Source organism: Novosphingobium sp. SL115 (assembly GCF_026672515.1).
GTDB lineage: Bacteria > Pseudomonadota > Alphaproteobacteria > Sphingomonadales > Sphingomonadaceae > Novosphingobium.
Map to the genome: position 1 here is coordinate 1,907,743 of NZ_JAPPRG010000002.1, position 23,511 is coordinate 1,931,253.

At 61.0% G+C, this 23,511-nt stretch carries 21 protein-coding genes and 2 tRNA genes; 9 read left to right on the plus strand and 14 right to left on the minus strand.

Annotated features, from left to right (window positions below; translation table 11 throughout):
• The first annotated feature begins 2 nt into the window (after positions 1-2).
• From OVA07_RS10725 to OVA07_RS10745, 5 genes are read left to right on the plus strand one after another with little or no spacing between them, the layout of a single operon-like run.
• A complete protein-coding gene (locus OVA07_RS10725; protein WP_268171416.1) occupies positions 3-734 on the plus strand; it encodes a biotin--[acetyl-CoA-carboxylase] ligase in 732 nt (243 codons plus the stop codon).
• Positions 718-1,500, plus strand: a complete 783-nt coding sequence (locus OVA07_RS10730) for a type III pantothenate kinase (RefSeq protein WP_268171417.1) — start codon at positions 718-720, stop codon at positions 1,498-1,500. The genes OVA07_RS10725 and OVA07_RS10730 overlap by 17 nt, the downstream gene beginning before the upstream one ends.
• On the plus strand, positions 1,497-3,149 hold the full coding sequence (locus tag OVA07_RS10735; protein WP_268171418.1) for a ribonuclease J: 1,653 nt from the start codon (positions 1,497-1,499) through the stop codon (positions 3,147-3,149). Before OVA07_RS10730 ends, OVA07_RS10735 begins: the two co-directional genes overlap by 4 nt.
• A gap of 6 nt (positions 3,150-3,155) precedes the next feature.
• Positions 3,156-3,428 carry a DUF1467 family protein gene (locus tag OVA07_RS10740; protein ID WP_268171419.1) on the plus strand — a complete coding sequence of 91 codons (273 nt, stop codon included), beginning with the start codon at positions 3,156-3,158 and terminating at the stop codon, positions 3,426-3,428.
• A gap of 5 nt (positions 3,429-3,433) precedes the next feature.
• The gene (locus OVA07_RS10745; RefSeq protein ID WP_268171420.1) at positions 3,434-4,933 is read left to right on the plus strand and encodes a glycosyltransferase family 39 protein; all 1,500 of its coding nucleotides are present in this window, start codon (positions 3,434-3,436) and stop codon (positions 4,931-4,933) included.
• A 10-nt stretch (positions 4,934-4,943) separates the two neighbouring features.
• Here OVA07_RS10745 and phoB read toward each other — a convergent pair whose 3' ends face one another.
• From phoB to recJ, 10 genes are all read right to left on the minus strand, one after another.
• Positions 4,944-5,633, minus strand: a complete 690-nt coding sequence (phoB, locus tag OVA07_RS10750) for a phosphate regulon transcriptional regulator PhoB (protein ID WP_268171421.1) — start codon at positions 5,631-5,633, stop codon at positions 4,944-4,946.
• Between the two features lie 68 nt (positions 5,634-5,701).
• A complete protein-coding gene (gene phoU / locus OVA07_RS10755) occupies positions 5,702-6,388 on the minus strand; it encodes a phosphate signaling complex protein PhoU (protein WP_268171422.1) in 687 nt (228 codons plus the stop codon).
• A gap of 10 nt (positions 6,389-6,398) precedes the next feature.
• Positions 6,399-7,145 carry a phosphate ABC transporter ATP-binding protein PstB gene (pstB, locus tag OVA07_RS10760; RefSeq protein ID WP_268172681.1) on the minus strand — a complete coding sequence of 249 codons (747 nt, stop codon included), beginning with the start codon at positions 7,143-7,145 and terminating at the stop codon, positions 6,399-6,401.
• A gap of 106 nt (positions 7,146-7,251) precedes the next feature.
• Entirely contained in the window at positions 7,252-8,463 is a 1,212-nt protein-coding gene (gene pstA, locus OVA07_RS10765; RefSeq protein WP_268172682.1) for a phosphate ABC transporter permease PstA, read from the minus strand.
• 100 nt (positions 8,464-8,563) lie between these two features.
• Positions 8,564-9,946, minus strand: a complete 1,383-nt coding sequence (gene pstC, locus OVA07_RS10770) for a phosphate ABC transporter permease subunit PstC (RefSeq protein ID WP_268171423.1) — start codon at positions 9,944-9,946, stop codon at positions 8,564-8,566.
• Between the two features lie 18 nt (positions 9,947-9,964).
• Entirely contained in the window at positions 9,965-11,005 is a 1,041-nt protein-coding gene (locus OVA07_RS10775; protein WP_442789670.1) for a substrate-binding domain-containing protein, read from the minus strand.
• Positions 11,006-11,080: 75 nt separating this feature from the next.
• Positions 11,081-12,265, minus strand: a complete 1,185-nt coding sequence (locus tag OVA07_RS10780; protein WP_268171425.1) for a sensor histidine kinase — start codon at positions 12,263-12,265, stop codon at positions 11,081-11,083.
• Positions 12,266-12,461: 196 nt separating this feature from the next.
• Positions 12,462-12,536, minus strand: a tRNA-Glu gene (locus OVA07_RS10785).
• Between the two features lie 59 nt (positions 12,537-12,595).
• Positions 12,596-12,670: transfer RNA gene (locus OVA07_RS10790), tRNA-Glu, on the minus strand.
• Positions 12,671-12,749: 79 nt separating this feature from the next.
• Entirely contained in the window at positions 12,750-14,525 is a 1,776-nt protein-coding gene (gene recJ, locus OVA07_RS10795; protein WP_268172683.1) for a single-stranded-DNA-specific exonuclease RecJ, read from the minus strand.
• Positions 14,526-14,610: 85 nt separating this feature from the next.
• Here recJ and OVA07_RS10800 point away from each other — a divergent pair, with 85 nt between their 5' ends.
• From OVA07_RS10800 to OVA07_RS10810, 3 genes are all read left to right on the plus strand, one after another.
• A complete protein-coding gene (locus OVA07_RS10800) occupies positions 14,611-15,102 on the plus strand; it encodes a flavodoxin family protein (RefSeq protein WP_268171426.1) in 492 nt (163 codons plus the stop codon).
• 104 nt (positions 15,103-15,206) lie between these two features.
• Positions 15,207-15,947 (plus strand): hypothetical protein, encoded by a 741-nt coding sequence (locus OVA07_RS10805; RefSeq protein ID WP_268171427.1) that lies wholly within the window; start codon positions 15,207-15,209, stop codon positions 15,945-15,947.
• A 29-nt stretch (positions 15,948-15,976) separates the two neighbouring features.
• A complete protein-coding gene (locus OVA07_RS10810; RefSeq protein ID WP_268171428.1) occupies positions 15,977-16,480 on the plus strand; it encodes an AHH domain-containing protein in 504 nt (167 codons plus the stop codon).
• A 58-nt stretch (positions 16,481-16,538) separates the two neighbouring features.
• Here the strand turns inward: OVA07_RS10810 and OVA07_RS10815 are convergent, their stop codons facing one another.
• The 4 genes from OVA07_RS10815 to leuA form a co-directional block, all read right to left on the minus strand.
• Positions 16,539-17,519, minus strand: a complete 981-nt coding sequence (locus OVA07_RS10815) for an NAD(P)H-dependent flavin oxidoreductase (protein ID WP_268171429.1) — start codon at positions 17,517-17,519, stop codon at positions 16,539-16,541.
• A gap of 74 nt (positions 17,520-17,593) precedes the next feature.
• Positions 17,594-18,652, minus strand: coding sequence for an amidohydrolase family protein (locus tag OVA07_RS10820; RefSeq protein ID WP_268171430.1), 1,059 nt, complete (start codon positions 18,650-18,652; stop codon positions 17,594-17,596).
• Positions 18,653-19,089: 437 nt separating this feature from the next.
• A complete protein-coding gene (locus OVA07_RS10825; protein WP_442789643.1) occupies positions 19,090-20,142 on the minus strand; it encodes a YaaC family protein in 1,053 nt (350 codons plus the stop codon).
• A gap of 332 nt (positions 20,143-20,474) precedes the next feature.
• Positions 20,475-22,145, minus strand: a complete 1,671-nt coding sequence (leuA, locus tag OVA07_RS10830) for a 2-isopropylmalate synthase (protein ID WP_268171432.1) — start codon at positions 22,143-22,145, stop codon at positions 20,475-20,477.
• A 231-nt stretch (positions 22,146-22,376) separates the two neighbouring features.
• On the opposite strand from leuA, the gene OVA07_RS10835 reads away from it, so the two are divergent.
• A complete protein-coding gene (locus tag OVA07_RS10835; protein WP_268171433.1) occupies positions 22,377-23,510 on the plus strand; it encodes an epoxide hydrolase family protein in 1,134 nt (377 codons plus the stop codon).
• Position 23,511 lies beyond the last annotated feature (1 nt).

Consider the following 23,511-nt stretch of genomic DNA (forward strand, 5'->3'; position numbering starts at 1 on the left):
ACTTGATCGAAATCGTTGCTGAAATTGCCTCCACCAATGCTGCGCTGCTGGCGCGGCTTGGTGGAGGGGAAGCGCTTCGTGAAGGTGACTGGCTGATCGCTGACCGGCAGACTGCTGGACGGGGCAGGGCTGGCCGCCCGTGGTCCGATGGTTTCGGTAACTTCATGGGATCGACGGTGGTGCAGTTGCGCGCCGCCGATCCCCTGCCGCAGACTCTGGCGCTGGTCGCGGGTCTTGCTGTGCATGAAGCGGTTGGCACTGTGGCGCCTGCGCTGCGTGATGCGCGGCTGAAGTGGCCGAATGATTTGCTAATCGGTGATGCCAAGCTGGCCGGTATCCTGCTGGAGCGGCAAGCCAATGCCATTGTTGTTGGCGTTGGCCTCAATCTGGCTCATGCGCCTGACGTAGAAGGGCGCAACACGGTTGCGCTCAGCGAGTTGGGCTTTCCTGTGGAACGCGACCGCTTTGCCGCACAACTTGCCACAAATTTTGCAGATGTGCTGGCGCGCTGGCATCTGGGTGAATGGCCCATGCTGCGCGAACAATGGCTTTCACGCGCCTTGCCGGTTGGCACGTTGATATCGGTGAAAGACCGCGATCAGGGCGTGATTATGGGCGCATTCGGCGGGGTGGACGAAAACGGCGTTGCCCTTCTGCGCTTGGCGGATGGCGCGGTCCGTGCCATCCACGCTGGCGACATAGATATGGTGGGTTCCCATGCTTCTCGCGGTTGACGTCGGCAATACCAATATTGTCTTTGCCCTGTTCGAAGGGCGCACGATCAAATCGCGCTGGCGTGTGGCGACCGATCCACGCCGCACCGCGGACGAATATGCGGTGTGGTTGTTGCAATTGATGCAACTTCAGGGGTTTGACGCCAAAGCGGTGCAACAGATCCTGATTTCCACGGTCGTCCCGCGCGCGCTGCATAACCTGCAAGTTCTGGCGCAAAAGTATTTCGGACTGGAGCCGCTCATCGCCGGGCAGCCGCCCGTGGAGTGGGGTTTTGAGGCAGATGTGGATGAGCCTCGCTCGCTCGGCGCGGATAGGGCGGTCAATACGATCGCGGCCCATGCAAAATATCGTGGCGATCTGATCGTCGTCGATTTTGGCACCGCTACCACGTTCGATGTGGTGGATTTCAATGGTGCCTACAAAGGCGGGATCATTGCGCCGGGTATCAACCTGTCGCTTGACGCATTGGTGAGCGCGGCGGCCAAGTTGCCGCGCATTGCCATCGCACCGCCGCAAGGTAACAACAGTGTGATTGGCCGGAACACCGAAGACCAGATGCAGATCGGGGTGTTCTGGGGCTATGTTTCGATGATGGAAGGTTTGATAATGCGTATGCGGGCCGAGATTGGCCGCCCGGCGAAGATCGTGGCGACCGGAGGTCTGGCGGTGCTGTTTGATGAGCACACCAGCATTTTCGACCATGTCGATACCGATCTTACGCTGGATGGTCTGGCGATTCTTGCAGAACGGGTGGCCACATCGTGAAGCCCGGCAAGGAACTGCTTTTCCTCGCACTGGGCGGATCTGGCGAAATCGGGATGAACGTCAACCTTTATGGGTGTGACGGCAAATGGCTGATGGTGGATCTTGGCATGACCTTTGCCGATCCGCACTATCCCGGCATCGATCTGGTCTTTGCCGATCTGGAATTCATTGAAGAGCGGCTCGACGATCTGGTCGGCATCGTTCTGACCCATGCCCATGAAGATCACATCGGCGCAGTCCCCTACTTTGCGCAGGAACTGGGCGTGCCGCTGTACGCGACGCCGTTCACCGCCAAACTGGTGCATGAAAAGCTGGTCGAGGCGGGCATTGAGGACGAGATCGAACTGAACGTGATCGACCATCTCGATCCGTTTCAGCTTGGCCCGTTCGGCATCCGTTATGTACCGCTCGCGCACTCGATTGCCGAAGGCAATGCGCTGGTCATCGACACGCCACATGGCCGGGTGTTCCATACCGGCGACTGGAAGCTGGATGACGAACCGCGCGTTGGCACGCCAGCAACCGAAGAAGAGCTGACCGCCATCGGAGACGAAGGCGTGCTAGCGCTGGTCTGCGATTCCACCAACGTGTTCAATCCCAAGCCATCGGGGTCCGAAGGTGCGGTGCGCGCAGGGTTGCTGGAAGCGGTGGAAGCGCAGAAGGGGCGGCGCGTGGTGGTGACCACCTTTGCGTCGAACGTGGCGCGGCTGCAAACGCTGGGCGAAGTGGCCGAAGCGACTGGGCGGCAACTGTGCGTGGCGGGACGTTCGCTTGATCGGATCATCCGCGTGGCGCAGTCATGCGGCTATCTGAAAGATCTGCCCGACATCGTTCACATCGATGATGCGATGAATGTTCCGCGCGGTGAACTGCTGGTGCTGGCGACCGGCGGGCAGGGCGAGCCGCGCGCGGCGCTGGGGCGCATCGCGGCAGAGCAACACCCTGTCCGGCTTGAAGCGGGCGATGTGGTGCTGTTTTCGTCGCGACAGATTCCGGGGAATGAACTGGCGATTGGCCGGGTGCAGAATTCGCTGGTCGAGAAGGGCGTGCGGATCGTTACCGATCGCCAATCGATGATCCACGTTTCGGGTCATCCGGGGCGGCCTGAACTTGTGGCTTTGTATGACTGGCTGAAGCCGGAAATTCTGGTGCCGGTGCATGGCGAAATTCGCCACATGGCCGAACAGGCGCAGCTGGGGCTGTCTGAAGGCATTCCGCGCGCCATCATGCAAAAGAACGGTGATCTGATCCGGCTTGCACCCAATGGGCCTAAAAAACTGTCGGAACAGCGGGCCGGACGGCTTATTCTGGATGGCGACATCATCGCCCCTGCTGACGGAGAGGCCATAGCGGCGCGGCGCAAGCTGGCCAACAGCGGGCTGATTTGTGTGGCGCTGGCGGTGCGCATGGATGGGCAACTGGTATCCGATGTAGATATTGGTGCCATTGGCATTCCACTGGACGAAGACATGGAAGCTTTCATCGCCGAGGCCAAGGTTGAAGCCGCTGAGGCCGTGCGCAAGCTGAAAGGTGATCGCAAGCGGGATCGTATTGCCGTTGCTGAATCCGTCCGCCTTGCGGTAAGGCGCGCAGGCCAGCGCTGGTCGGGCAAGAAGCCCGTTGTTCAGGTGCTGCTGCGGGAAAGCTGATACGCGATGAAGCTGACGTCGATCATTGCCATCTATGGACTGTTCTGGGTCATGTCGGCGTTTCTGGTTTTGCCGTTTGGTGTGCGCACGCACGACGAAATGGGGCAAGGCAAGATCGCCGGGCAGGCCGATAGTGCCCCTGCCAATTTCGTCCCCAGACGCATCGTTCTGCGCGCCACGGTGCTGGCCGCAGTGCTGTTTGGTCTGTTTTATGCCAATTATTTCAACGGATGGATCACGGTCGCAGATCTCGATCTGACGACCTATCTGTCACATTGAAGAGTATGGCGGCAGGGGCGGGGCACCGCAATCACGGCATCGACCCCTGGCTGGCAGGCTGCTTGCTGCTGGGTTTTGCGCTGCGGCTCGCTATCCTGAACCTGACCGTTTATCACCACGCTGATGAAATCTGGCAGTATATCGAACCAGCCTATGGCATGGTCACGGGTGACTGGATCCGCACCTGGGACATCCGTTCGGGCATTCGTAGCTGGCTGATCCCGATATTGCTGGCAGGCCCGGTGTGGCTGGGGCATGCGATTTCGCCTGACAGCCTGATGCATGTGCGCCTTGCCCAGGGGCTGGTTGCGCTGCTGTCGCTGGGAACGATCTGGGCAGGCTGGTCGCTGGGAGCGCGCATTTCGCGCCGCCATGCGCTGGTTTCTGCTTTTGTTGCGGCGATTTGGGTGGAATTTGCCTATTTCGCGCCGCGCACCTCCAGCGACAGTCTTGCGCTTTCGCTGCTGCTTCCTGCCGCCGCCTTGCTGGTGCGGTTTCGTGATACGCGCCGGGTGCCCGTCGGCCTGCTGGCCGGGCTACTGTGCGGTCTGGGTTTTGTGGTGCGTTTTCCGCTGGGGCCAGCCATTGGCATCGGCATGGTCTGGGCTGCGGGCCTGAATATAAAGGCTTGCTGGCGGACAGGCTGGTTGCCGCTGGGAGCAGGATTTGCAGGCGGCATTGCCTGCGATGTTCTGGCTAATGCGGTGATGGGCGAATGGCCGCTGGCGTGGATATGGCGCAACCTGTTCGCGAATGTCGTGGCAGATCGCAGCCACGCCTTCGGCGTGGAGCCGGCATACTGGTATGCCGTTGTGCTGGGCTGGCAATGGAACGTGCTGGCGCTGGCTGCGCTGCCGGCGCTGTGGCTGGGGGCGCGGCGCTATCCGGTTTTGCTGGTGATGGCTCTTGCGGTCATAGCCACGCATTCGCTGATCGCGCACAAGGAATACCGCTTCATCCTGCTGGGAGCAGGGCTGATGATAACGCTTGCCGCCATTGGTTCGGTCGATCTGATGGACCGGATGTCGCGCCGGTGGACGCTGCGCCGCGTGTCCGTGACATATCTTCTGGCGGCATGGGTTGCCGCGTCGGCATTTGTCGCGTTGCGTCACCCGTTTGCGATCAACTGGACTGTCGGCAAAGCGCCTCTGGCAACTATCGATAGCTCCGCACATACGCCCGGCATGTGCGGGATCGCCACATTCCGCGTGCGCGATATTCCGTTTCTTTCGCGTGCGTTGATTAACCGCGATGTGCCATTGCTGATGCTGGCCGGGCCGCAGGCTGCTAAGAATGCCATGGCCAATGCCAGTCGCTTCAACGTGTTGATCGCGCCGACATGGTGGACGGCTGAAGTGCCTGCGCCCTATCGCTTGCAGGGTTGTATTCAGCCCGCACAGCCGGATTTTGAGCAAACCTACTGTGTTTATGCCCGGCCCGGCCCGTGTTCGGGTGAGGCCGGGGCGTTTGATTATAACCGCGTTCTGGAGCGGATGGACCGTTAGGCCCCGACCCTTATACGCCTTCCAGCGCGTAACCGGCAGACCGCACCGTCCGCACCGGATCTGCGGCACCGGGAACGGCAATTGCCTGACGCAGGCGGCGGATATGAACGTCCACCGTGCGCAGTTCGATGTCGCTGCCGCTGCCCCACACTGCATCCAGCAACTGCCCGCGCGAAAACACGCGACCGGGATGTTCCATGAAATGTTTGAGCAGGCGGAACTCTGTGGGACCGACCTTCATCGGCGCGCCGCGACGGGTGACGCGGTGCGCTGTGGGGTCAAGCGACAGATCGCCAACGGTGATTGTTTCGCCGGCCAGTGCAGGCCGCACCCGGCGCAACACTGCGCCGACGCGGGCGATCAGTTCACGCGGCGAGAACGGTTTGGTGACGTAATCGTCAGCGCCGGTTTCCAGCCCGCGAATGCGGTCATCCTCATCCGAACGGGCGGTGAGCATGATGATCGGCACATGAGCCGTATCTTTGTTCCGGCGCAGGCGACGACACACTTCGATGCCGCTGGTGCCGCCGATCATCCAGTCGAGCAACACCAGATCGGGCGCGTCCTCGGCGGCGAGCAAGAGCGCTTCATCACCATCGTCGGTCGTCCGCACATCGTAGCCTTCGCCGCGAAAGCGATATTCGACCAGTTCGGCAAGCGCCGTATCATCTTCTACCAGCAGTAGCTTTGGAGCAGGCACACTAACCTCCTTGACGGTAAGTTTGCCAAAGCACGACCAATGTTACCACCGTATGACGGCTGCAACATTTACGCTGGCGGGATGACTTCTTCACGTTCGGGCAGGTTAAGGCCCGTTGCGGCGTAGTGGACCATTTCGGCAATGTTGGTGGCATGGTCACCAATACGTTCGATGTTCCGCGCCACAAATAGAAGCTGTGCCGCACTGCTGATAGTGGCGGGATTTTCCACCATGAACGACACCAGATTGCGGAAGATCGAGTCGTAAAAGGCATCAACCTTGGCGTCGCGTTCCACGATTTCTGCAGCGGCAACGGGATCGCGCGCGGCAAATGCGGTCAGCACGTCATGAACCATTTCGGCGGCCAGATCGTTCATCGCGGGCAGCAGGGTCAGCGGCTCGAACCGCTTGCGGCCTTCGATGATGCCCACGCGCTTGGCGATGTTCTTGGCATAGTCGCCAATGCGTTCGATCACGCCGGCGATTTTCAGCGCCGCGATCACTTCGCGCAGATCATCCGCCATTGGCGCGCGCAGGGCGAGCACGCGGATTGCCAGTTTGTCGACTTCGGCTTCAAGCTGATCGATCCGCTTGTCGCGGGCGATCACACCTTTTGCCAATTCGTGATCGCCGCGCACCAGCGCGTCCATCGCTTCGGAAACGGATAGTTCGGCCAATCCGCCCATTTCCGCGACAAGGCCGCGCAGCCGGGTGATGTCCTCGTCGAATGCCTTGACGGTATGTTCGGCCACCATGTTGTCCCTCTTACCCGTAACGCCCGGTGATGTAATCCTTGGTCCGTTCTTCGCGCGGGTTGGTGAAGATATCGGAAGTCTTGCCGTATTCGACGATCTTGCCAAGGTGGAAGAATGCGGTGCGCTGTGAAACACGCGCAGCCTGTTGCATCGAGTGGGTGACGATGACGATGGCATAACGCCCGCGCAGATCGTCAATCAGTTCCTCGATACGTGCAGTGGCGATGGGGTCAAGCGCCGAGCACGGCTCGTCCATCAGGATCACTTCGGGGTCGACCGCAATGGCGCGGGCAATGCACAGGCGCTGCTGCTGCCCGCCTGAAAGCGCGGTGCCGCTATCGGCCAGCCGGTCCTTTACTTCGTCCCAGAGGCCAGCCCGGCGCAGCGATTGTTCGACAATGCCGTCCAGCTCGCTTTTGCTGCTGATAATGCCGTGAATCTTCGGCCCATAGGCGATGTTTTCATAGATCGACTTGGGGAAGGGGTTCGGCTTCTGGAACACCATGCCCACGCGCGCGCGCAGTTGCACCACATCCATGCCTGAACGGTAGATATCATCGCCGTCCAGCAGGATTTCCCCTTCGACGCGAGCATTGGCAATCGTGTCGTTCATACGGTTCAATGACCGCAGGAACGTGGATTTGCCGCAGCCCGAAGGGCCGATGAATGCGGTGACATAGCGCTGCGGGATTTCGATCGAGACATCGTCGATCGCCCGCTTGTCACCATAGAACACCGATACATTCTTTGCGCTCATCTTCAGGGGCGCATCAAAATACGGAGTTTCGTCGGGCTTTACATCGGTTTGCACTGCGGTCTGCCCGTTTGCCTGTCCATCTGTCGGGATCGCTTCAGCGTTCATGTTACCACCGTTTTTCGAAGCGGTTGCGCAAGTAGATCGCAAGACCGTTCATCATCAGAAGGAAGACCAGCAGCACGACGATGGCCGCGCTGGTGCGTTCAACAAAGCCCCGATCGATTTCATCCGACCACAGGAAGATCTGCACCGGCAGCACGCTGGATGGCGACGTGAAATCGCTGGGTGGGCTGGCGACAAAGGCGCGCATGCCGATCATCAGCAGCGGAGCGGTTTCGCCCAGTGCGCGCGCCATGCCGATGATTGTGCCGGTCAGGATGCCGGGCAGGGCCAGTGGCAGCACATGATGGAACACAACCTGCACCTTGCTGGCACCAATCGCCAGCGCGGCATCGCGGATGGAGGGCGGCACGGCCTTGATCGCGTTGCGGCCCGAAATCACGATAACCGGCATGGTCATCAGCGCCAGCGTCATGCCACCGATCAGCGGGGCCGAACGATAGTGCGGGAAAATCGCCAGAAAAACCGCAAGCCCCAGCAGACCGAAGATGATCGACGGCACGGCAGCAAGATTGTTGATCGAGATTTCGATCCAGTCGGTCCAGCGGTTCTTCGGCGCATATTCTTCAAGATAGAGCGCGGCCAGCACGCCTACCGGAAAGGCGAGAACCAGCGTGATGAACATCGTCAGGATCGAGCCTTTCAGCGCGCCCCAGATTCCCACCGTTTGCGGGCTGGTGGCGTCTGAACGTGACAGGAAGCCCTTATCGAAGGCACGGACCAGCTTGCCTTCGCTGACCAGCCGTGCAGCCACTTGCTGCATGGCTGGATCGCCTTCGCCGCGCTGCGCCTTGGCCAGATCGTTGCTGGCAGGAAGCGACACATCGATGCTGCCGTTCAATGCAGCGGGGTCTTCAACCAGTCGGGTGGCCACTTCGCGCCATGCCCCATCGGCAATCAGATCATCGGCATTGCTGCCCAGCGCGCTTGTGGCTGCGGCATCGACCACTTTGGGAAGGCCGGCCAGTTCCAGTCCGCCCAGCGGATCGGGCTGGGTCAGGCGTTTGGCGTCAATCTGCATGGCACCGGCCAGTGGAATGCTGAACCGCACTTCGCTGCGCTGGAACCCGGCAACGCCTGCCGAACTCATGTTGATAAGCAGCAAGGCCAGCATCAGCGCTGAAAAGGCGACAGCAGCAAAACCCATCCAGCGGAACCAGCGGTCCGCCGCCTTGCGACGAGACAGGCCCTTTTCCATAGCCGCGCGTCGCCGGTTCTGGATTTCGCTCAAAGCCTCGGCCGAATTGGCTTTTGGACCGATGCCGGGGCCGGAGGTGACGTCAACAGTCATTGCGGCCTCACTCGTAAGCTTCGCGGTAACGCTTCACCACGCGCAGGGCGATGAAATTCAGCGTCAGCGTGACAAGGAACAGGACCATGCCCAGCGCAAAGGCCGAAAGCGTGGCAGGATGGTCAAAGCTGCCTTCACCGGTCAGCATGGCGACGATCTGGAAGGTGACCGTGGTCATGCTTTCAAACGGATTGGCAGTGAGATTGGCCGAAGCGCCAGCGGCCATGACGACGATCATGGTTTCGCCAATCGCACGGCTGATGGCCAGCATCACGCCTGCCACGATGCCGGGCAGGGCGGCTGGCACCAGCACCTTGCGGATCGTCTCGGCCGTGGTTGCACCCATCGCCAGGCTGCCATCGCGCAGCGATTGCGGCACGGCGGCGATTGAGTCATCGGCCATCGAGGATACGAACGGGATAATCATGATGCCCATGACCAGACCGGCTGCCACGGCGCTTTCGGTCGACGCGCTGGAAATGCCGATGGCCTGCGCCGCATCACGCACCAATGGAGCCACCGTCAGCGCGGCGAAATAACCGTAAACCACGGTGGGTACGCCAGCCAGGATTTCGAGCAGCGGCTTCATGATCTTGCGCACGGTTCCGCTGGCATATTGCGTGAGGAAAATCGCGCTCATCAGGCCCAGTGGAATGGCCACAATCATTGCGATGATCGCGCCGATATAGATCGTGCCCCAGAACAGCGGGATTGCGCCGAAATCAGCCCCGTCAGGCGCGCCCGAACTCATCGGATCGGGCGACCAGTGCGTGCCGAACAGGAAATCAACCGGTGAAACCATGCCGAAAAAGCGCACGGTTTCAAACACAAGGCTGACGATGATGCCGATGGTGGTCAGGATTGCCACCAGCGATGCGATCAACAGCAGCGCCATGACTGCGCGTTCAACGCGGGTGCGGGCGGTGAAGTCTGGTTTCAACCGGAGGAATGCAAACGCGCCCCCGGCAAAAGCCACAATCATCGTCACCGCAAGGCCGATGGAATCATACAGGGTGATGGCCGTGCGATAGGGCGCGACAAGGGCCTGCGATTCTTCATTGAACACGCCAAAGGCCTTGCCCTCAGCCACGGCGCGGGCTTCTGCCAGCATCGTTTCACGTTCAAAACCGAATGCAGGCAACAGTGATGCTGCCGGATCAGCCATGACGTGAGCGGTTATCAGCATGGGGCTGACCGCATTCCACAACACGGCAAACACGATGGCAGGCACGCCAACCCACAGGGCGACGTACCAGCCATGAAAGTTTGGCAGCGAATGCAAACGTACCTGAGGGTCTGCCCGGCGGAAGGCCCAGGCGCGCGATCGCGCCGCCAGCCAGCCGAGAAGGCCCAGCCCGAAGGCGAGCAAAAGCAGGATGGCTGGCGACATGATCCCGGTAATTCCCCCTTACTTCAACTGCGAACCGTCAAGGACCGGAAGGTCGTTAACAGTCTTGGCGCTTGCGGCAAGCACATCGTCAGGTGCGATAACCATGCCGAGCTTGGCAAGCGAGCCACCCTTGCCCCACAGCTTTGACCATTCGGTGACAAATGCCTGCAATCCGGGAATTGCTTTCAAGTGGGCCTTCTTCACATAGATGTAGAGCGGGCGTGCACCTGGATAGCTGAAGTCCGAAATGGTGTCATAAGTCGGCTGGACACCGCTCATGGTCAGGCCCTTGATCCGGCTGGCGTTTTCTTCAAGGTATGAGAACCCGAAGATGCCGATGGCCTTGGGATTGGCTTCGATCTTCTGGACAATCAGGTTGTCGTTCTCGCCAGCGTCGACATAGGCGCCATCATCGCGCACTTCGCCGCACACCTTTTCGAACTTGTCCTTGTCGGCATCCTTCAACGCCTTCATTTCGGCGTTTTCGCTGCAGCCTTTGACAAGGATGAGTTCCTTGAGCGCGTCGCGCGTGCCCGACGTTGACGGCGGACCATAGACGAGAATGGATTCTGCCGGGAGCGACGGGTTCACGTCTTTCCACGTTTTGGCCGTCTGCGGCTTGCCATAGGGGTTCTTGGCCAGCGCTTTGTAAACATCTTCGGGTGTCAGTGCGATGCCGATGCCCGATGTGGCTTCGGCAAAGGCTACACCGTCAAGTCCCACCTGAACTTCGACAATGTCCTTTACGCCGTTCTTCTGGCAGTCCTCGAACTCCGACTTCTTCATGCGGCGCGATGCGTTTTCGATGTCGGGGAACTGTGCGCCCACACCACCACAGAACAGCTTCATGCCAGCACCGGTGCCGGTGGATTCGATGATCGGCGACTTCAGCGAAGGGTCCGACTTGGCCAGCGATTCGGCTACGGCCTTGGCGAAGGGATAAACTGTTGAGGAGCCAACCGCGCGAACTTGATCGCGGGTGGCGGCTTCCTGGCTGCCGCAACCGGCAAGAGCCAGCGCGGAAAGCGCAGCGGCGGAAAGTGCAATCGTGCGAATCATCGACATGTGGGTTGCTTTCGTCCCTGTTGGCAAGGCGGCCAATGCGACGGGCGCGTGACAGCTTTATGACAACAATCAGGCAGAAAGCACAGCAGGGCGTGCAACCAGTGGAATGCGCACCGTAACCGTGGTGCCAACCCCTTGGGTACTGGCGATATCCAGCTTGCCGCGATGGCGTTCCACAATGTGTTTCACAATGGCCAAGCCCAGTCCGGTGCCGCCTGCTGCCCGGCTGCGGCCAGGGTCGGTGCGATAGAACCGGCGGGTCAAATAAGGTAGGTGGTCGGGGTGAATGCCTTCGCCCTTGTCGATCACTATCAGTTCGGCATCGTTGCCGCGCGTGCCGATCTTCACCTTCACCGGCGCGGAAGGATCGCCATATTTGAAGGCATTGTCGATCAGGTTGCGAACAAGCTGGTCGAGTTGCTGCCGGTCGCCTGTTACCACAGCTTCGGTCGTGTCGATCTCCAATCGGTCCTCGCCATGATTCATGGCAATCTCGCTGCCGATGCTGCCCACCATCTGGCCCAGATCGATCCGGTCGCGCGGCGCTTCGTGCTTTTCTGCCTCGATCCGCGACAATGACATCAGATCTTCGACCAGACTTTGCAGTCGCCGTGATTCACGCAGGACTGTTGCGTGGAACTTTGCTGCCGTTGCCTCATCAACTTTGGCGTCAGGATCGGCCAGCGTCTCGATATAGCCTATGATCGAGGCGAGCGGCGTGCGCAACTCGTGGCTGGCGTTGGCGACGAAATCGGTATGCGCGCGGCTGATATCGGCTTCGGCCGTACGGTTGACCATCTCGATCAGCGAAAACCGCTCATCAATCGGCACGCGGCTGACCTGCCAGATGCTGCGCGCTCCGGTCAGCCCGCGCACCAGCGCGCGCCCTTGCGGGTTTTCTAGCAGGCCGATCGCTTCGGGATGTCGCAGCGCGACGCGGGCATCCTGACCGACGATATGGGCGCCCAGTTCTTCACGCGCGGCAGCGTTGGCAGCGGCAATGCGCTGGCCGTCCAGCATCAACACAGGCAAGCCGAACGGCTCTACCAGTTCGATCATTGCCTGCCGCGAAACGCTACCGTCATCGCGGTTCAACGTTTGCACGACCGGTTCGGGGCGAGCCAGCCACAGTGTTGCCAGCCAGACCAGCAGCGTTGCCAGCGACAGCCAGAACCCTGCTCCGCCAAAGAACATCACCACAGCGGCGCACAGCGCCACGAACATACTGGGGAGAGGCAGCGACAAACCCTTCATCGAATTACGCCGTGTGGATTGCCTGAGCCTGCGAATCGTCAACCGTTGCGGTCAGCCTTCTGCCGCGCAGTTAGGCGAGGGAAGCAAGCAGGTGCAAGAGCGGTGGTTCACCGTCACAAATGCGGGCACAAATCGATCAGGCCGGAAACATACGGTGCCGCGCGAGAGAGTGAAATTTGTGTGTGAAGAAAAAGAGTGGTGACCCCTACGGGAATCGAACCCGTGTTTCAGCCGTGAAAGGGCCGCGTCCTAACCGCTAGACGAAGGGGCCTCTCTTGAGGCAACCAAGCTGTGCACCGCCGCTTTCCATCCTGCAAAGGAGAAGAAAGGTGGTGACCCCTACGGGAATCGAACCCGTGTTTCAGCCGTGAAAGGGCCGCGTCCTAACCGCTAGACGAAGGGGCCATTGGGCTTGCGCCGCTGGGCAGGTCCGCGCCTCTAAGGGGAGTATGGCGGGCCGTCAAGCAAGGATTTCGCAAAATCTTCAATCGGCAAAGGCGGCATCTTCAACGTGCAGTTCTGCTGCAGGTTTGCTGGCCCAGTCATCAATCCGGGCGCGCCCTGCCAACCACAGTTGCCGTCCGCGTGTGCCGTGCAAAAGAGCCTGTCCCATCTCAGTTTGCGCAGCGCGAAAGGCGATGGCCTTGAACGAGCGGCCATCCGGTCCGGCGGCGATCATCCGCACATGATCGGTGCCGACCAGATCGCACTTCACCAGCCTTACCGGCCCCACTGCCACGCGCGGCCCTGGCCAGCCCACGCCAAACGGGCCGGCGGTTTCCAGCGTTTCCACCAGATCGGGAGTCAGGCCACCGGGGCTGAGGGATAGGTCCAGCAACAGCGCCTTGCCGATGCGCGCGCCGGAAATATCGCGGGCCAGCCGTTCGTCCAGCCAGTCTGCCAAAGGTTCCAGTTGCGATGGTTCGATCGTCAGGCCGCAGGCCATGGCGTGGCCACCGCCCGCTATCAGCAGCCCGGCCTCGCGCGCGGCGATAATCGCAGCGCCAAGGTCCACCCCGGCGATAGAGCGGCCAGACCCTTTGCCATTGCCTGCCTCATCGGCGTCCAGCGCGATGACCAGCGCTGGCTTGCCGGTCTTTTCCTTGATCCGGCCCGCGACGATGCCGATTACGCCGGGGTGCCAGCCGTGGCCGGCAAGCACCATCACCGCACGGTTGTGCTGCGCCGCGATCTGCGCTTCGGCGGCTTCCTGCACTTCCTGTTCAATCGCGCGGCGTTCTTCGTTCAACTGGGATAGCTGCGCGGAAATTGCCCGTGCTTCGTCAGGGTCTTCGGTCGTCAACAGTCGTACGCCCAGCGATGCCTCGCCCACGCGGCCGCCTGCGTTGATGCGCGGACCCAGTGCAAAGCCAAGATCACTGCATGTCGGCGCGCGGTTCAGGCGGCTGGCGTCGATCAAGGCGGCAAGGCCCACATTCTCACGCCGGGCCATGATCTTCAGCCCTTGCGAAACCAGCGCGCGGTTAAGCCCTTTAAGCTGCGCCACATCGGCCACCGTGCCCAGCGCCACCAGATCCAGCAGGCGCATCAGATCGGGGGCAGGGCGCGATCCAAAGAACCCGCGCCCGCGCAATTCGCGCACAATGGCTACCGCCAGCAGAAAGGCCATGCCCACTGCCGCCAGGTGGCCGTGGGCGGCGGCCTCGTCACATTCGTCCAACCGGTTGGGGTTGACCAGCGCTGCAGCCATAGGCAGCTCTGAGGCGCATTTGTGATGGTCCACCACGATCACATCCACACCTTCGGCATGGGCGGCGGCCAAGGCATCAAACGCCATTGCGCCGCAATCGACCGTGACGATCAGGCTTGATCCTTCGCGCGCCAGTCGCACCAGCGCCTCGCCCGATGGGCCATAACCTTCCAGCAGGCGGTCAGGGATATAGGGTTGTGCGGTAATGCCAATGTCGCGCAGCAGCCGGATCAGCAACGCCGCGCTGGTTGCACCGTCAACGTCATAATCGCCATAGATGGTGATGCGTTCATTGGCGGCAATCGCATCGCAAATTCTGCGGGCTGCGCTGTCCATATCGCGGAAAATCGACGGGTCGGGCAGAAAATCGCGCAGCGTCGGGCGACGGTGTCGTTCAAGATCGTCCGGGCTGACCCCGCGTGACAGCAGCAATTGCGTAATCAGGTTCTCGCCGGGCGCGCTGCCCGATCCGCCCATGTCCATGTTGCCACCTCTCCAGCGCCAAGCCTGGCCGGAAAGGGATTGGGTGATTGCGGTGACGGGAATCATCTTCATGCGCTAGACTATCGGCTCCATGCGGGGAAGAGTGCGGTTCGCGCGATGTATGGGATCAGGATAGGAACCGGGAAACGCCATGCTGCTGATTGTCTGGCATAGCCGCACTGGCACCGCGCAGGCCATGGCGCGTGCAGCGTTTGATGGCGCAAGCCGCGAAGGGCCGTGTCGGATGCTGCGGGCAGATGAAGCATTTGGGACGGCGGGCGAAGAGGCGCTGTTGGCCGCCTCTGGCTATCTTTTCTGCTGTCCCGAAAACCTTGGCGCGATGAGTGGAGTGATGAAGGAGTTTTTCGATCAGGCCTATTACCCGTTGCTGGGGCGGATCGAAGGACGACCTTATGCCACGATGATTGCCGCTGGAACCGATGGGGCGGCGGCGCAGCGACAGATTGACCGGATCGCTACGGGATGGCGCTTGCGCCGCGTTGCAGAACCGCTGATCGTGCTGACCGGAGCGCAAACGCCCGAAGCCATTCTTGCGGCTAAGGGCGTTGCAGCCGAAAACCTGCTGGATTGTTGCAATCTGGGACAGGGGCTTTGTGGAGGGCTGGCGCTGGGGGTTTTCTAACTACTGGCAACTATGGTCTGGAATGGTTGATTCGCGTGGGGACTGCGGACTCGACGGTTGGGTCTGCCATGTGCCACTTTCGAGTAGAGTGAAAAGGGGTTTTCGTGGTCGCAAGTTTCAGGTCGGCTGACTGCGCACCACTTGCCGTTTTCTTCTTTGAAGCCGGCAAGGTGCCGGGCGTTGACGATATCATCGCTGCTTCGCAACCCGGTGGAGCCTTTGCCGTTTCGCATGTTCCACCACCTGAACAGGGCTGGGTTGAACTGCTTCGCGATGGGCTGACCTTTGATCTCCATGGTCTTTCTGGTGGTCCTGTGATGGATGCGCCTGAAGTCGATCAGGCGTTGGGGGTGCCGTTCGACCAACTGGCAGGCGCGCATGCGTTGATGCTTTCGCCGGGGCCCCATCTGGCTGGGGCGGGCAGGTTGCTGCCGGTGATTCGGGTGGGGGTAGAGCTTGCGCTTGACCTTGCGCGAATCGGATCACCCCTTGCGATTGGCTGGATTCCGGCCCGCAATGCCATTGCACCATCTTGGTTCCAAAAGGCGGTCAGCCCATGGCTGGGTGGGGGACCGTTCCCCGCAATGGCACTGGTAAGCTTGCGTCACGACGTCGATGAAACGGTGCGCTCCACAGGACTCAAGTTTCTGATCGGGCAGGAATTTCAGCTTTCTGACAGCGGCTCTGGCGGCCGGGAATATTTGACGAAAGTGGCCCTCCGGCTGGTCGATTGGCTGGTCGCAAATGGCCCCGTTTCAGCGCCTTGCGAAGCAGTTCTTGCCGGAACGGGAGCAGTCTTTCTTGAGGCGGCAGACAGCACTCGTATCGTTGCAAGGTGCTGCTGACCCGGAAAAACGACCATGAAGACAGGAAGATGCTGCCGTTCAGCAGCGTCAATGTTCCGGGGCGTCCGGGGTATGCCCCGGATCTTCAGCGGCATCATCTGATTCCCCGGCAAGTGCTGGGTTCCGCGACCATTGGCAAGATGCTGGCAAGGCTGGGAATTGGGCGGCTGGGCTTTCACGATTTCCGGCGTAACGGCTTGTTATTGCCTGCTTCTGAACATGCCGCGCTCAAGTTCAGCCTGCCGCTGCATCGTGGCCCGCATCGCACGTACAACGAACTTGTTCTGCAACGCGCGGGGCAGATTGAGGCGCATTGGGCGAAGGAGCGGGCGGCGGGGTCTGCCAGTGCGGACTTCGATGCGCTGATGCGGTTCGATTTGTTGCAGCGGGCGCTGCGGCGCAAGCTGCTGGACCCGCGATCATGGGCGAAAAAGCCGCTGAACGCGCGTGATCCTGCTTTGGATTACAGCCACTTGGATGACATGGCCGACATGTTGTGGGGCGGGACGGAATGGGCCGATCAGGCCGCGTAAGGCACGCGACCTGAACGACACCTAAAGCGACATGAACGTCCGCAGACGTCCTCTACCGCTACTTGAGGAAGGGCGAACTCGCGTCTGATAGCCCCGAAGCGGCAGCGCGATATTGTTCTTCCAGACGGGCGACGCGGGCGGCCACCGGTTCAACCGCCGTCACCGCGCCAATGCCCTGACCGGACCCCCAGATATCCTTCCACGCCTTGGCATCGGTGTTGCCGCCCGACCCGAAATTCATCTTGCTGGGATCGCTGACCGGCAGGTTGTCCGGGTCAAGCCCGGCGTTGACGATAGAGGGGCGCAAGTAGTTGCCGTGGACGCCGGTGAACAAGTTGGAATAGACGATATCGTCGGCGCGGCTGTCGACAATCGCCTGCTTGTAGGCTTGTTCGGCGCGCGCCTCTTCCGTGGCGATCCAGGCCGAGCCGATATAGGCGAAATCTGCGCCCAGTGCCTGTGCCGCCAGCACCGAGCGGCCATGCGCGATGGCGCCCGACAGCGCGACCAGCCCGGTGAACCATTCGCGGATTTCCTGCATCAGGGCGAAGGGCGATTGCGCGCCTGCGTGGCCGCCTGCGCCCGCTGCGACGGGGATAAGCCCGTCCGCGCCCTTTTCCACGGCCTTGCGGGCGAAGCGGTCGTTGATGACGTCGTGCAGCACGATGCCGCCCCAACCGTGCGCGGCGTTATAAACGTCCTCGCGCGCGCCCAGCGATGTGATGAGCATCGGCACCTGCCACTTTTCACACATCGCCATGTCTTCATCGAGGCGGTTGTTGGTCTTGTGGACGATCTGGTTCACCGCGAAGGGGGCGGCGGGGCGATCAGGGTTGGCGCGGTTGTGGGCGGCCAGTTCTTCGGTGATCTGGTGCAGCCATTCGTCCAACTGGCTGATCGGGCGGGCGTTGAGCGAGGGGAAGCTGCCGACGATCCCGGCCTTGCACTGCGCGATCACCAGTTCCGGGCAGGAAATGATGAACAGCGGCGATGCGATGACGGGCAGGCGCAGGTTGGCGAACAGCGGGGGCAGGGACATTCGGCGTGGTTCCTCGCAAGTCTTAATCGTTCAGTTAAATGGGTGGTGTAGCCTTGGCCGACTGTCAAGCGCGATCAGGCCAGCAGGTTTTCGATGCCATAGAAGCGGGCCGCGGTTCCGGCGAACAGTGCGCGCTTTTCAGCATCGGATGCTCCATGGGCCAGACGTTTGAAGGTGTTCCACAACACGTTGTAGCTGGCCCCCCATTTGTCGACCGGATAGTTGCTTTCAAACATCGCGCGGTCCGGGCCAAAGGCTTCGATGCAGGTTTCGATATAGGGCCGCCACATGGCCGCCAGCGTTTCGGACGAAAGGCCCGCCATCGGGCCTTGTTCGGGAAGGCCGCAGAACGACATGGCAAGGCCGCCGAGCTTGATGGTCACATTGGGGCAGGCGGCCAGATCGCGGATCATGCCGCGCCAGATATCAAACCGTTCGTGCAATTTGCCGTGATAGCTGCCGGTGCCCAAGGGCGTGCCGCAGTGGTCGAGGCAGATCGGCTGGTCGGGAAAGGCGCGGGCAAGATCAAGCACATCGCCCAGTTGCGGCTCCAGCAGCCAGGCATCGAACGTCAGCCCCATTTCGCCCAGCGCGCGAAAACCAGTGCGGAAACTGTCTGCCAGATAGAGTTGCGGCGGGGCGTGGAACGGGGGGCCAAGAACATCGGCGTCGGCATCCCACGCGCCCTGATGGCGGATGCCGCGAAAGCGCCCGTTGCCCGCCTGCGCCAGCGCTTCCAGCACCGGCCTTGCCCCGTCGCCCAGCGTCAGGTCAGCATGGCCGATGATGGCCGCGCAAGGGCGGAAATCACCATAAAGGCCGCTGGCGCCCTGTGCCGCGACGCCGTTGACATATTCGACTTCGCCCACCGGTTTCATTGGCCCATCGGCCCCGGCGCGATAGAACGCACCGCATTCCATATAGACCGTGCCGACGACGTTATGCCCGCCGCCATTTTGTCCACCGCGCGCGTCCGCCAGCAGCGTGTCGAAGGTGTAATAGGCCGAATGGGTCAGCGTTTCGACGAAGGGGTGATAGGGCTGCGGAAAGGCGGCAAGCAGCGGGCGCAGATCCCACAAGTGATGATGCGGATCGATAATCGGCAGATCAGGTTCGAGAATCGCTTCGGCCATGCTTTGTCCCTTTGACCATCCTGTCCCATGTGACGCTTTTCCGCCGCGTATTCGTGTGAATGCCGCGGGCGTTGCCTGCACCGTCCGACGTGATTTGCGCGCAAGTGGCATGCGCAAAAGGTATCGGTGGCGACAGGCTACAAGGTCATGCCTCTGACGGGCACGACAGGGTTATGGCACAAGCGGACCGGCTATCAAGCGGGATTAAGTGACCGATTGAATTGTGGGCGCGGGGTGTCTCGACTTCGCTCGACACGAACTGGCTTGGCATACGGGGGAGTGGGGGCGCGCAGCGGCGCGGAGGGAGCAGAGAGCGGGGAGGGGGAGTTTTTTGGGGGGCTGTTTGAGATGTGGATCGAGAATTGGCCGTTCCGGATTGGATGTCAAAGTGTAGTTCGACCACAATGCGACGTTCGGACGCTAGACGTGAACGTCAACTATTGCTGAAATCCGTCGTTGGTCCTCTCGAAAAGTCCTCCGCCGCTCGATGGAGCCACAGGCGGCTCGAGGAATTCGACGATCATTCTCGGGAACTCATCTGCGATGTAGTCCATGGTCGCTAACAGCGTGGGTAACGCGACAGTGTGTCGCTGGTTGCCAAGGGTCGCCGTCCACTGAGAAGGGTAGTAGCGGGCGAGCATCCCGAGGCAGTAGGCGGCCATAAAAGTGATGACCGTCTTAGAAAGCCTGAGCTCGCCGGGGAAGGGCGTCATCGCGACTACATTACCGACAGACCAGTGTCCCACCGTGTCGGACATGTAGGGGGCGTAATCGCCAGACACGAGGATTGAGATGACCGAATCTGTTGTATTGAGCTCATGAACCGCGTCACCCATGACGGCACGAACGTCTTCAGCGGTGTAAGGAGGGTCTACCCGCCACCGTTTCTTGTCGCCGGGGTGATCGTTCTGCGGCCAGAAGGCAACGATTTCGCGACTATCTGGTAACCAGCGTGAATAAAACGGGCGAACTTCGGGTATCCGCGAAAGGATGTCGGCTAGGCTCACCTCCGTATCCGTCGGCGGTGACTCGTACTTGATCACGCAGTTGGGTTTAGAGGAGTTGTTGCGCAGGAAAGTTCGGTGATCCGTCGCAGCGATAAGCTGCTGCAGCGTACCGTTCGCGTTGAGCTTGATCTTCAGGTCGCCCATAGAGCCTCCCTCGCGGGTCAGGGCTTCACCCCAACTGGATGCCGAGAGGCCATGAGCCTGAGCAAGGCATGCTTCGCGAAGTGAGGTCGAAAGGAAGAGGGTCAGCCCTCGAGCAAGGCCTAGGACCCCGTAATATAGGAGCAATGGCCTGACGCTGCGCCCCGCGCTGCTCGCGGATTCCATATACCCCCGCGCCTGCGTGATGGCTGCGCAGATCTCGGACGCCTTCGATGTGTTCAGATCTCCTCCGTGCATCGCTCTAAAGCAAGTTTTGACGAGATCAGAAGACTCATAATTTGAGAGAATTCGCCACCACTCGTTCGTCCTGATCTCGTTCATCTGCACACCCTCGTTGCCTTGGCTACCCCTTACTCTTTCTCGCCATATCAAAAAGTGCCCAACTCTATGTCACTTTCGTGCCGGAAGGAGTCCAGTAAGTGCCAAGATTGTCGCTTCGCGGTGGTTTTGTTGTGGGGCTGGATTCCCGCCTGCGCGGGAATGACGATAGTTGAAAAACGGGGCTTTGCGGCTTGTGTCCTGCGTGCTCTGCTTCCTCGGCGTCTCCGCGCGAAACACAGGAAGGGGTGCAGTGTCGCAACTTCGCTCGACACGAACGGGATTGTCGGGATGGTAAATGACCGGGCGGCGTGGGTGGCCGCCCGGTTGGGTATTCAGGCTACGGCGTTGGCGGCGCTCAGCACCGCGCGGACGCTGGCGGTGGCGACGTCTTCGTCGATGCCGACGCCCCAGATGGTGCGGCCATCAGCGGTCTTGCATTCGACATAGGCGGCGGCGCGGGCGTTGCTGCCGGCGCCCATGGCGTGTTCGGAATAATCGGTAATGTCGATATCGACGCCGAAGCCGTCTTTCAGCGTGGCGACGACGGACGAGATCAGGCCGTTGCCGCGACCGGACACGGTCTGCACTTTGCCGTCGACTTCGATCTTGCCTGCGAAGATGCGGGTGCCATCGGGGCCGCGCGTTTCTTCATAGTCGACCAGTTGCAGATGCTGCGGCGCGTCGAGGCGATAGGCGTTGCGGAACACGCCCCAGATATCGCCCGCCTGCAGTTCACGGCCCAGTTCATCGGCCAGTTCCTGCACATGGCGCGAGAAGTGGGCCTGCATCTTCTTGGGCAGCTTGAGGCCCTGATCCTGTTCCAGCACCCAGGCAAAGCCGCCCTTGCCGGACTGCGAATTGACGCGGATGACGGCTTCGTAGCTGCGGCCCAGATCGGCGGGGTCAATTGGCAGATAGGGCACGGCCCACAGTTCGTCGTTGCGGGTTTCCTGCGCGGCAAAGCCCTTTTTGATGGCGTCCTGATGGCTGCCGGAAAAGGCCGTGAACACCAGTTCGCCGCCATAGGGGTGGCGCGGGTGGACGGGCAGCTGGTTGCAGTATTCGACGGTCTGGATGACTTCATCGATATCCGAGAAGTCCAGTTCGGGATCGACGCCCTGCGTGTAGAGGTTGAGCGCGACGGTGACGAGGCAGCAGTTGCCAGTGCGTTCGCCATTGCCGAACAGGCAGCCTTCGACGCGATCCGCGCCTGCCATCAGGCCCAGTTCTGCGGCGGCGACGCCAGTGCCACGGTCGTTATGGGTGTGCAGCGAAATGATCGCGCGGTCACGCCCCGGCAGGTTGCGACAGAAATATTCGATCTGGTCGGCATAGATGTTGGCCGTGGACGCTTCAACCGTGGCGGGCAGGTTGAGGATGATCGGCTTGTCGGTCGTGGGCTGGAGCACGTCCATCACCGCTTCGCAGCATGCGATGCTGAAATCGAGTTCGGCGGTGGAGAAGGTTTCCGGGCTGTATTCGAAGTGCCAGTCGGTCTGCGGGAAACGGGCGGCCTGATCGCGCAGGAACTTTGCCCCGGCGATGGCGATGTCCTTTACCTGCGACTGTTCCATGCCGAACACGACCTGACGCCACAGTGGCGACACGGCGTTATAGACGTGGACGATGGCCTGCTTTGCCCCGGCGAGGCTTTCAAAGCTCGTCCTGATGAGGTCTTCGCGCGACTGTGTGAGAACCTGCACGAATACATCGTCAGGAATCTTGCCGCCATCGACCAGACCACGGATGAAATCATATTCGGTTGCGCCCGCGCTGGGGAAGCCAACCTCGATTTCCTTGAGGCCCACTTTGACCAGAAGGTCGAAGAAGCGGGCTTTCTTGTCCGCGTCCATGGGATCGATCAGCGACTGGTTGCCATCGCGCATGTCGGTGGAGAGCCAGCGCGGCGCCTTGTCGATAACACGGCTGGGCCACTGGCGGTCCGGCAGGTTGATCTGCGGGAATGCGCGATATTTGGCCGAGGGGGTCTTCAGCATGGTCATGATAGTGAAACTCGAATGATCTGGTGCCGGTGGCCAGCAATCTGGCTGTCTGGTTCAGGTTCCCTTGAGCGCCGTGCGCACCGCAGGAACGGCACGCCAGCTCACGCCCAAGGGCGGATAAGTCGCAGGGTAAGGTCCAGTCGAGCGGTCATGCATCAAGCCTATGGTGATTTGCTGCGCGATTGTCCAGAATGAAAGCAACGAAAAAGCCATAACGGGAGAGGTGACCGCATGACGATAAAGCCATTCATCGTCGATATCGCGCGCGACGAGATTGCCGACCTGCACCAGCGGATCGACATGACCCGCTGGCCGGAAAAGGAAACGGTGGAGGACTGGTCGCAAGGGACGCCGCTGGCCGCTTTGCAGGATTTGGTGGCCTATTGGCGCGACGGGTATGACTGGTATGCCTGCCAGAGCCTGCTGAACGGCTGGGGCATGTTCGAGACGGCGATTGACGAGGTGGCGATCCGGTTTTTGCATGTGCGATCGCCGCATGAAAAGGCTCGGCCTTTGCTGCTGACGCACGGCTGGCCGGGATCGATTCTGGAGTTCCGCCGCTGTATTGCTCCGCTGACCCGGCCTGAAGAGAATGGCGGGCGGGCGGGCGATGCCTATCACCTGATTATTCCGTGCCTGCCGGGCTATGGCTTTTCGGGCAAGCCTGCGGTGAAGGGCTGGGGCGTGGAGAAGATCGCGCTGGCGTGGGGCGAGCTGATGAAGCGGCTCGGCTATGATCGCTGGTTTGCGCAAGGGGGCGATTGGGGATCGGCGGTGACGACCGCGATTGCGGTGCAGCGGGTGGAAGGCTGTGCGGGCATCCACCTGAACATGCCGATTGCGCGGCCTCTGCCTGAGGATCTGGCGGCGCCGGGGCCGGATGAAGCGCGGGCCTTGATGAAGATGCAGCACTATCAGGACTGGGATTCAGGCTATTCCAAGCAGCAGGCCACGCGCCCGCAGACAGTGGGATACGGGCTGGTGGATTCGCCGGTGGGGCTGGCGGGCTGGATCTATGAAAAGATGCAGGCGTGGACCGACAATGCCGGTGCGGCGGAAGACGCGCTGAGCCGGGACGATATCCTCGACAATATCATGCTCTATTGGCTGACGGCAGCAGGTGCATCTTCGGCGCGGCTCTATTGGGAGAGTTTTGGCAGTTTCGGGCCAAAGGATATCGATATTCCGGTGGGGGCCAGCGCGTTTCCGAAAGAGATCATCCCCGCGCCGCGCAAGTGGTTTGAACGGCATTGCCGCCAGTTGGTGCATTGGGGCGAGCTGGAAAGGGGCGGGCACTTTGCCGCTTGGGAGCAGCCCGAAGCCTTTGTGAAAGAGCTTCGGGCCGCGTTTTCCCGGATGGTATAAG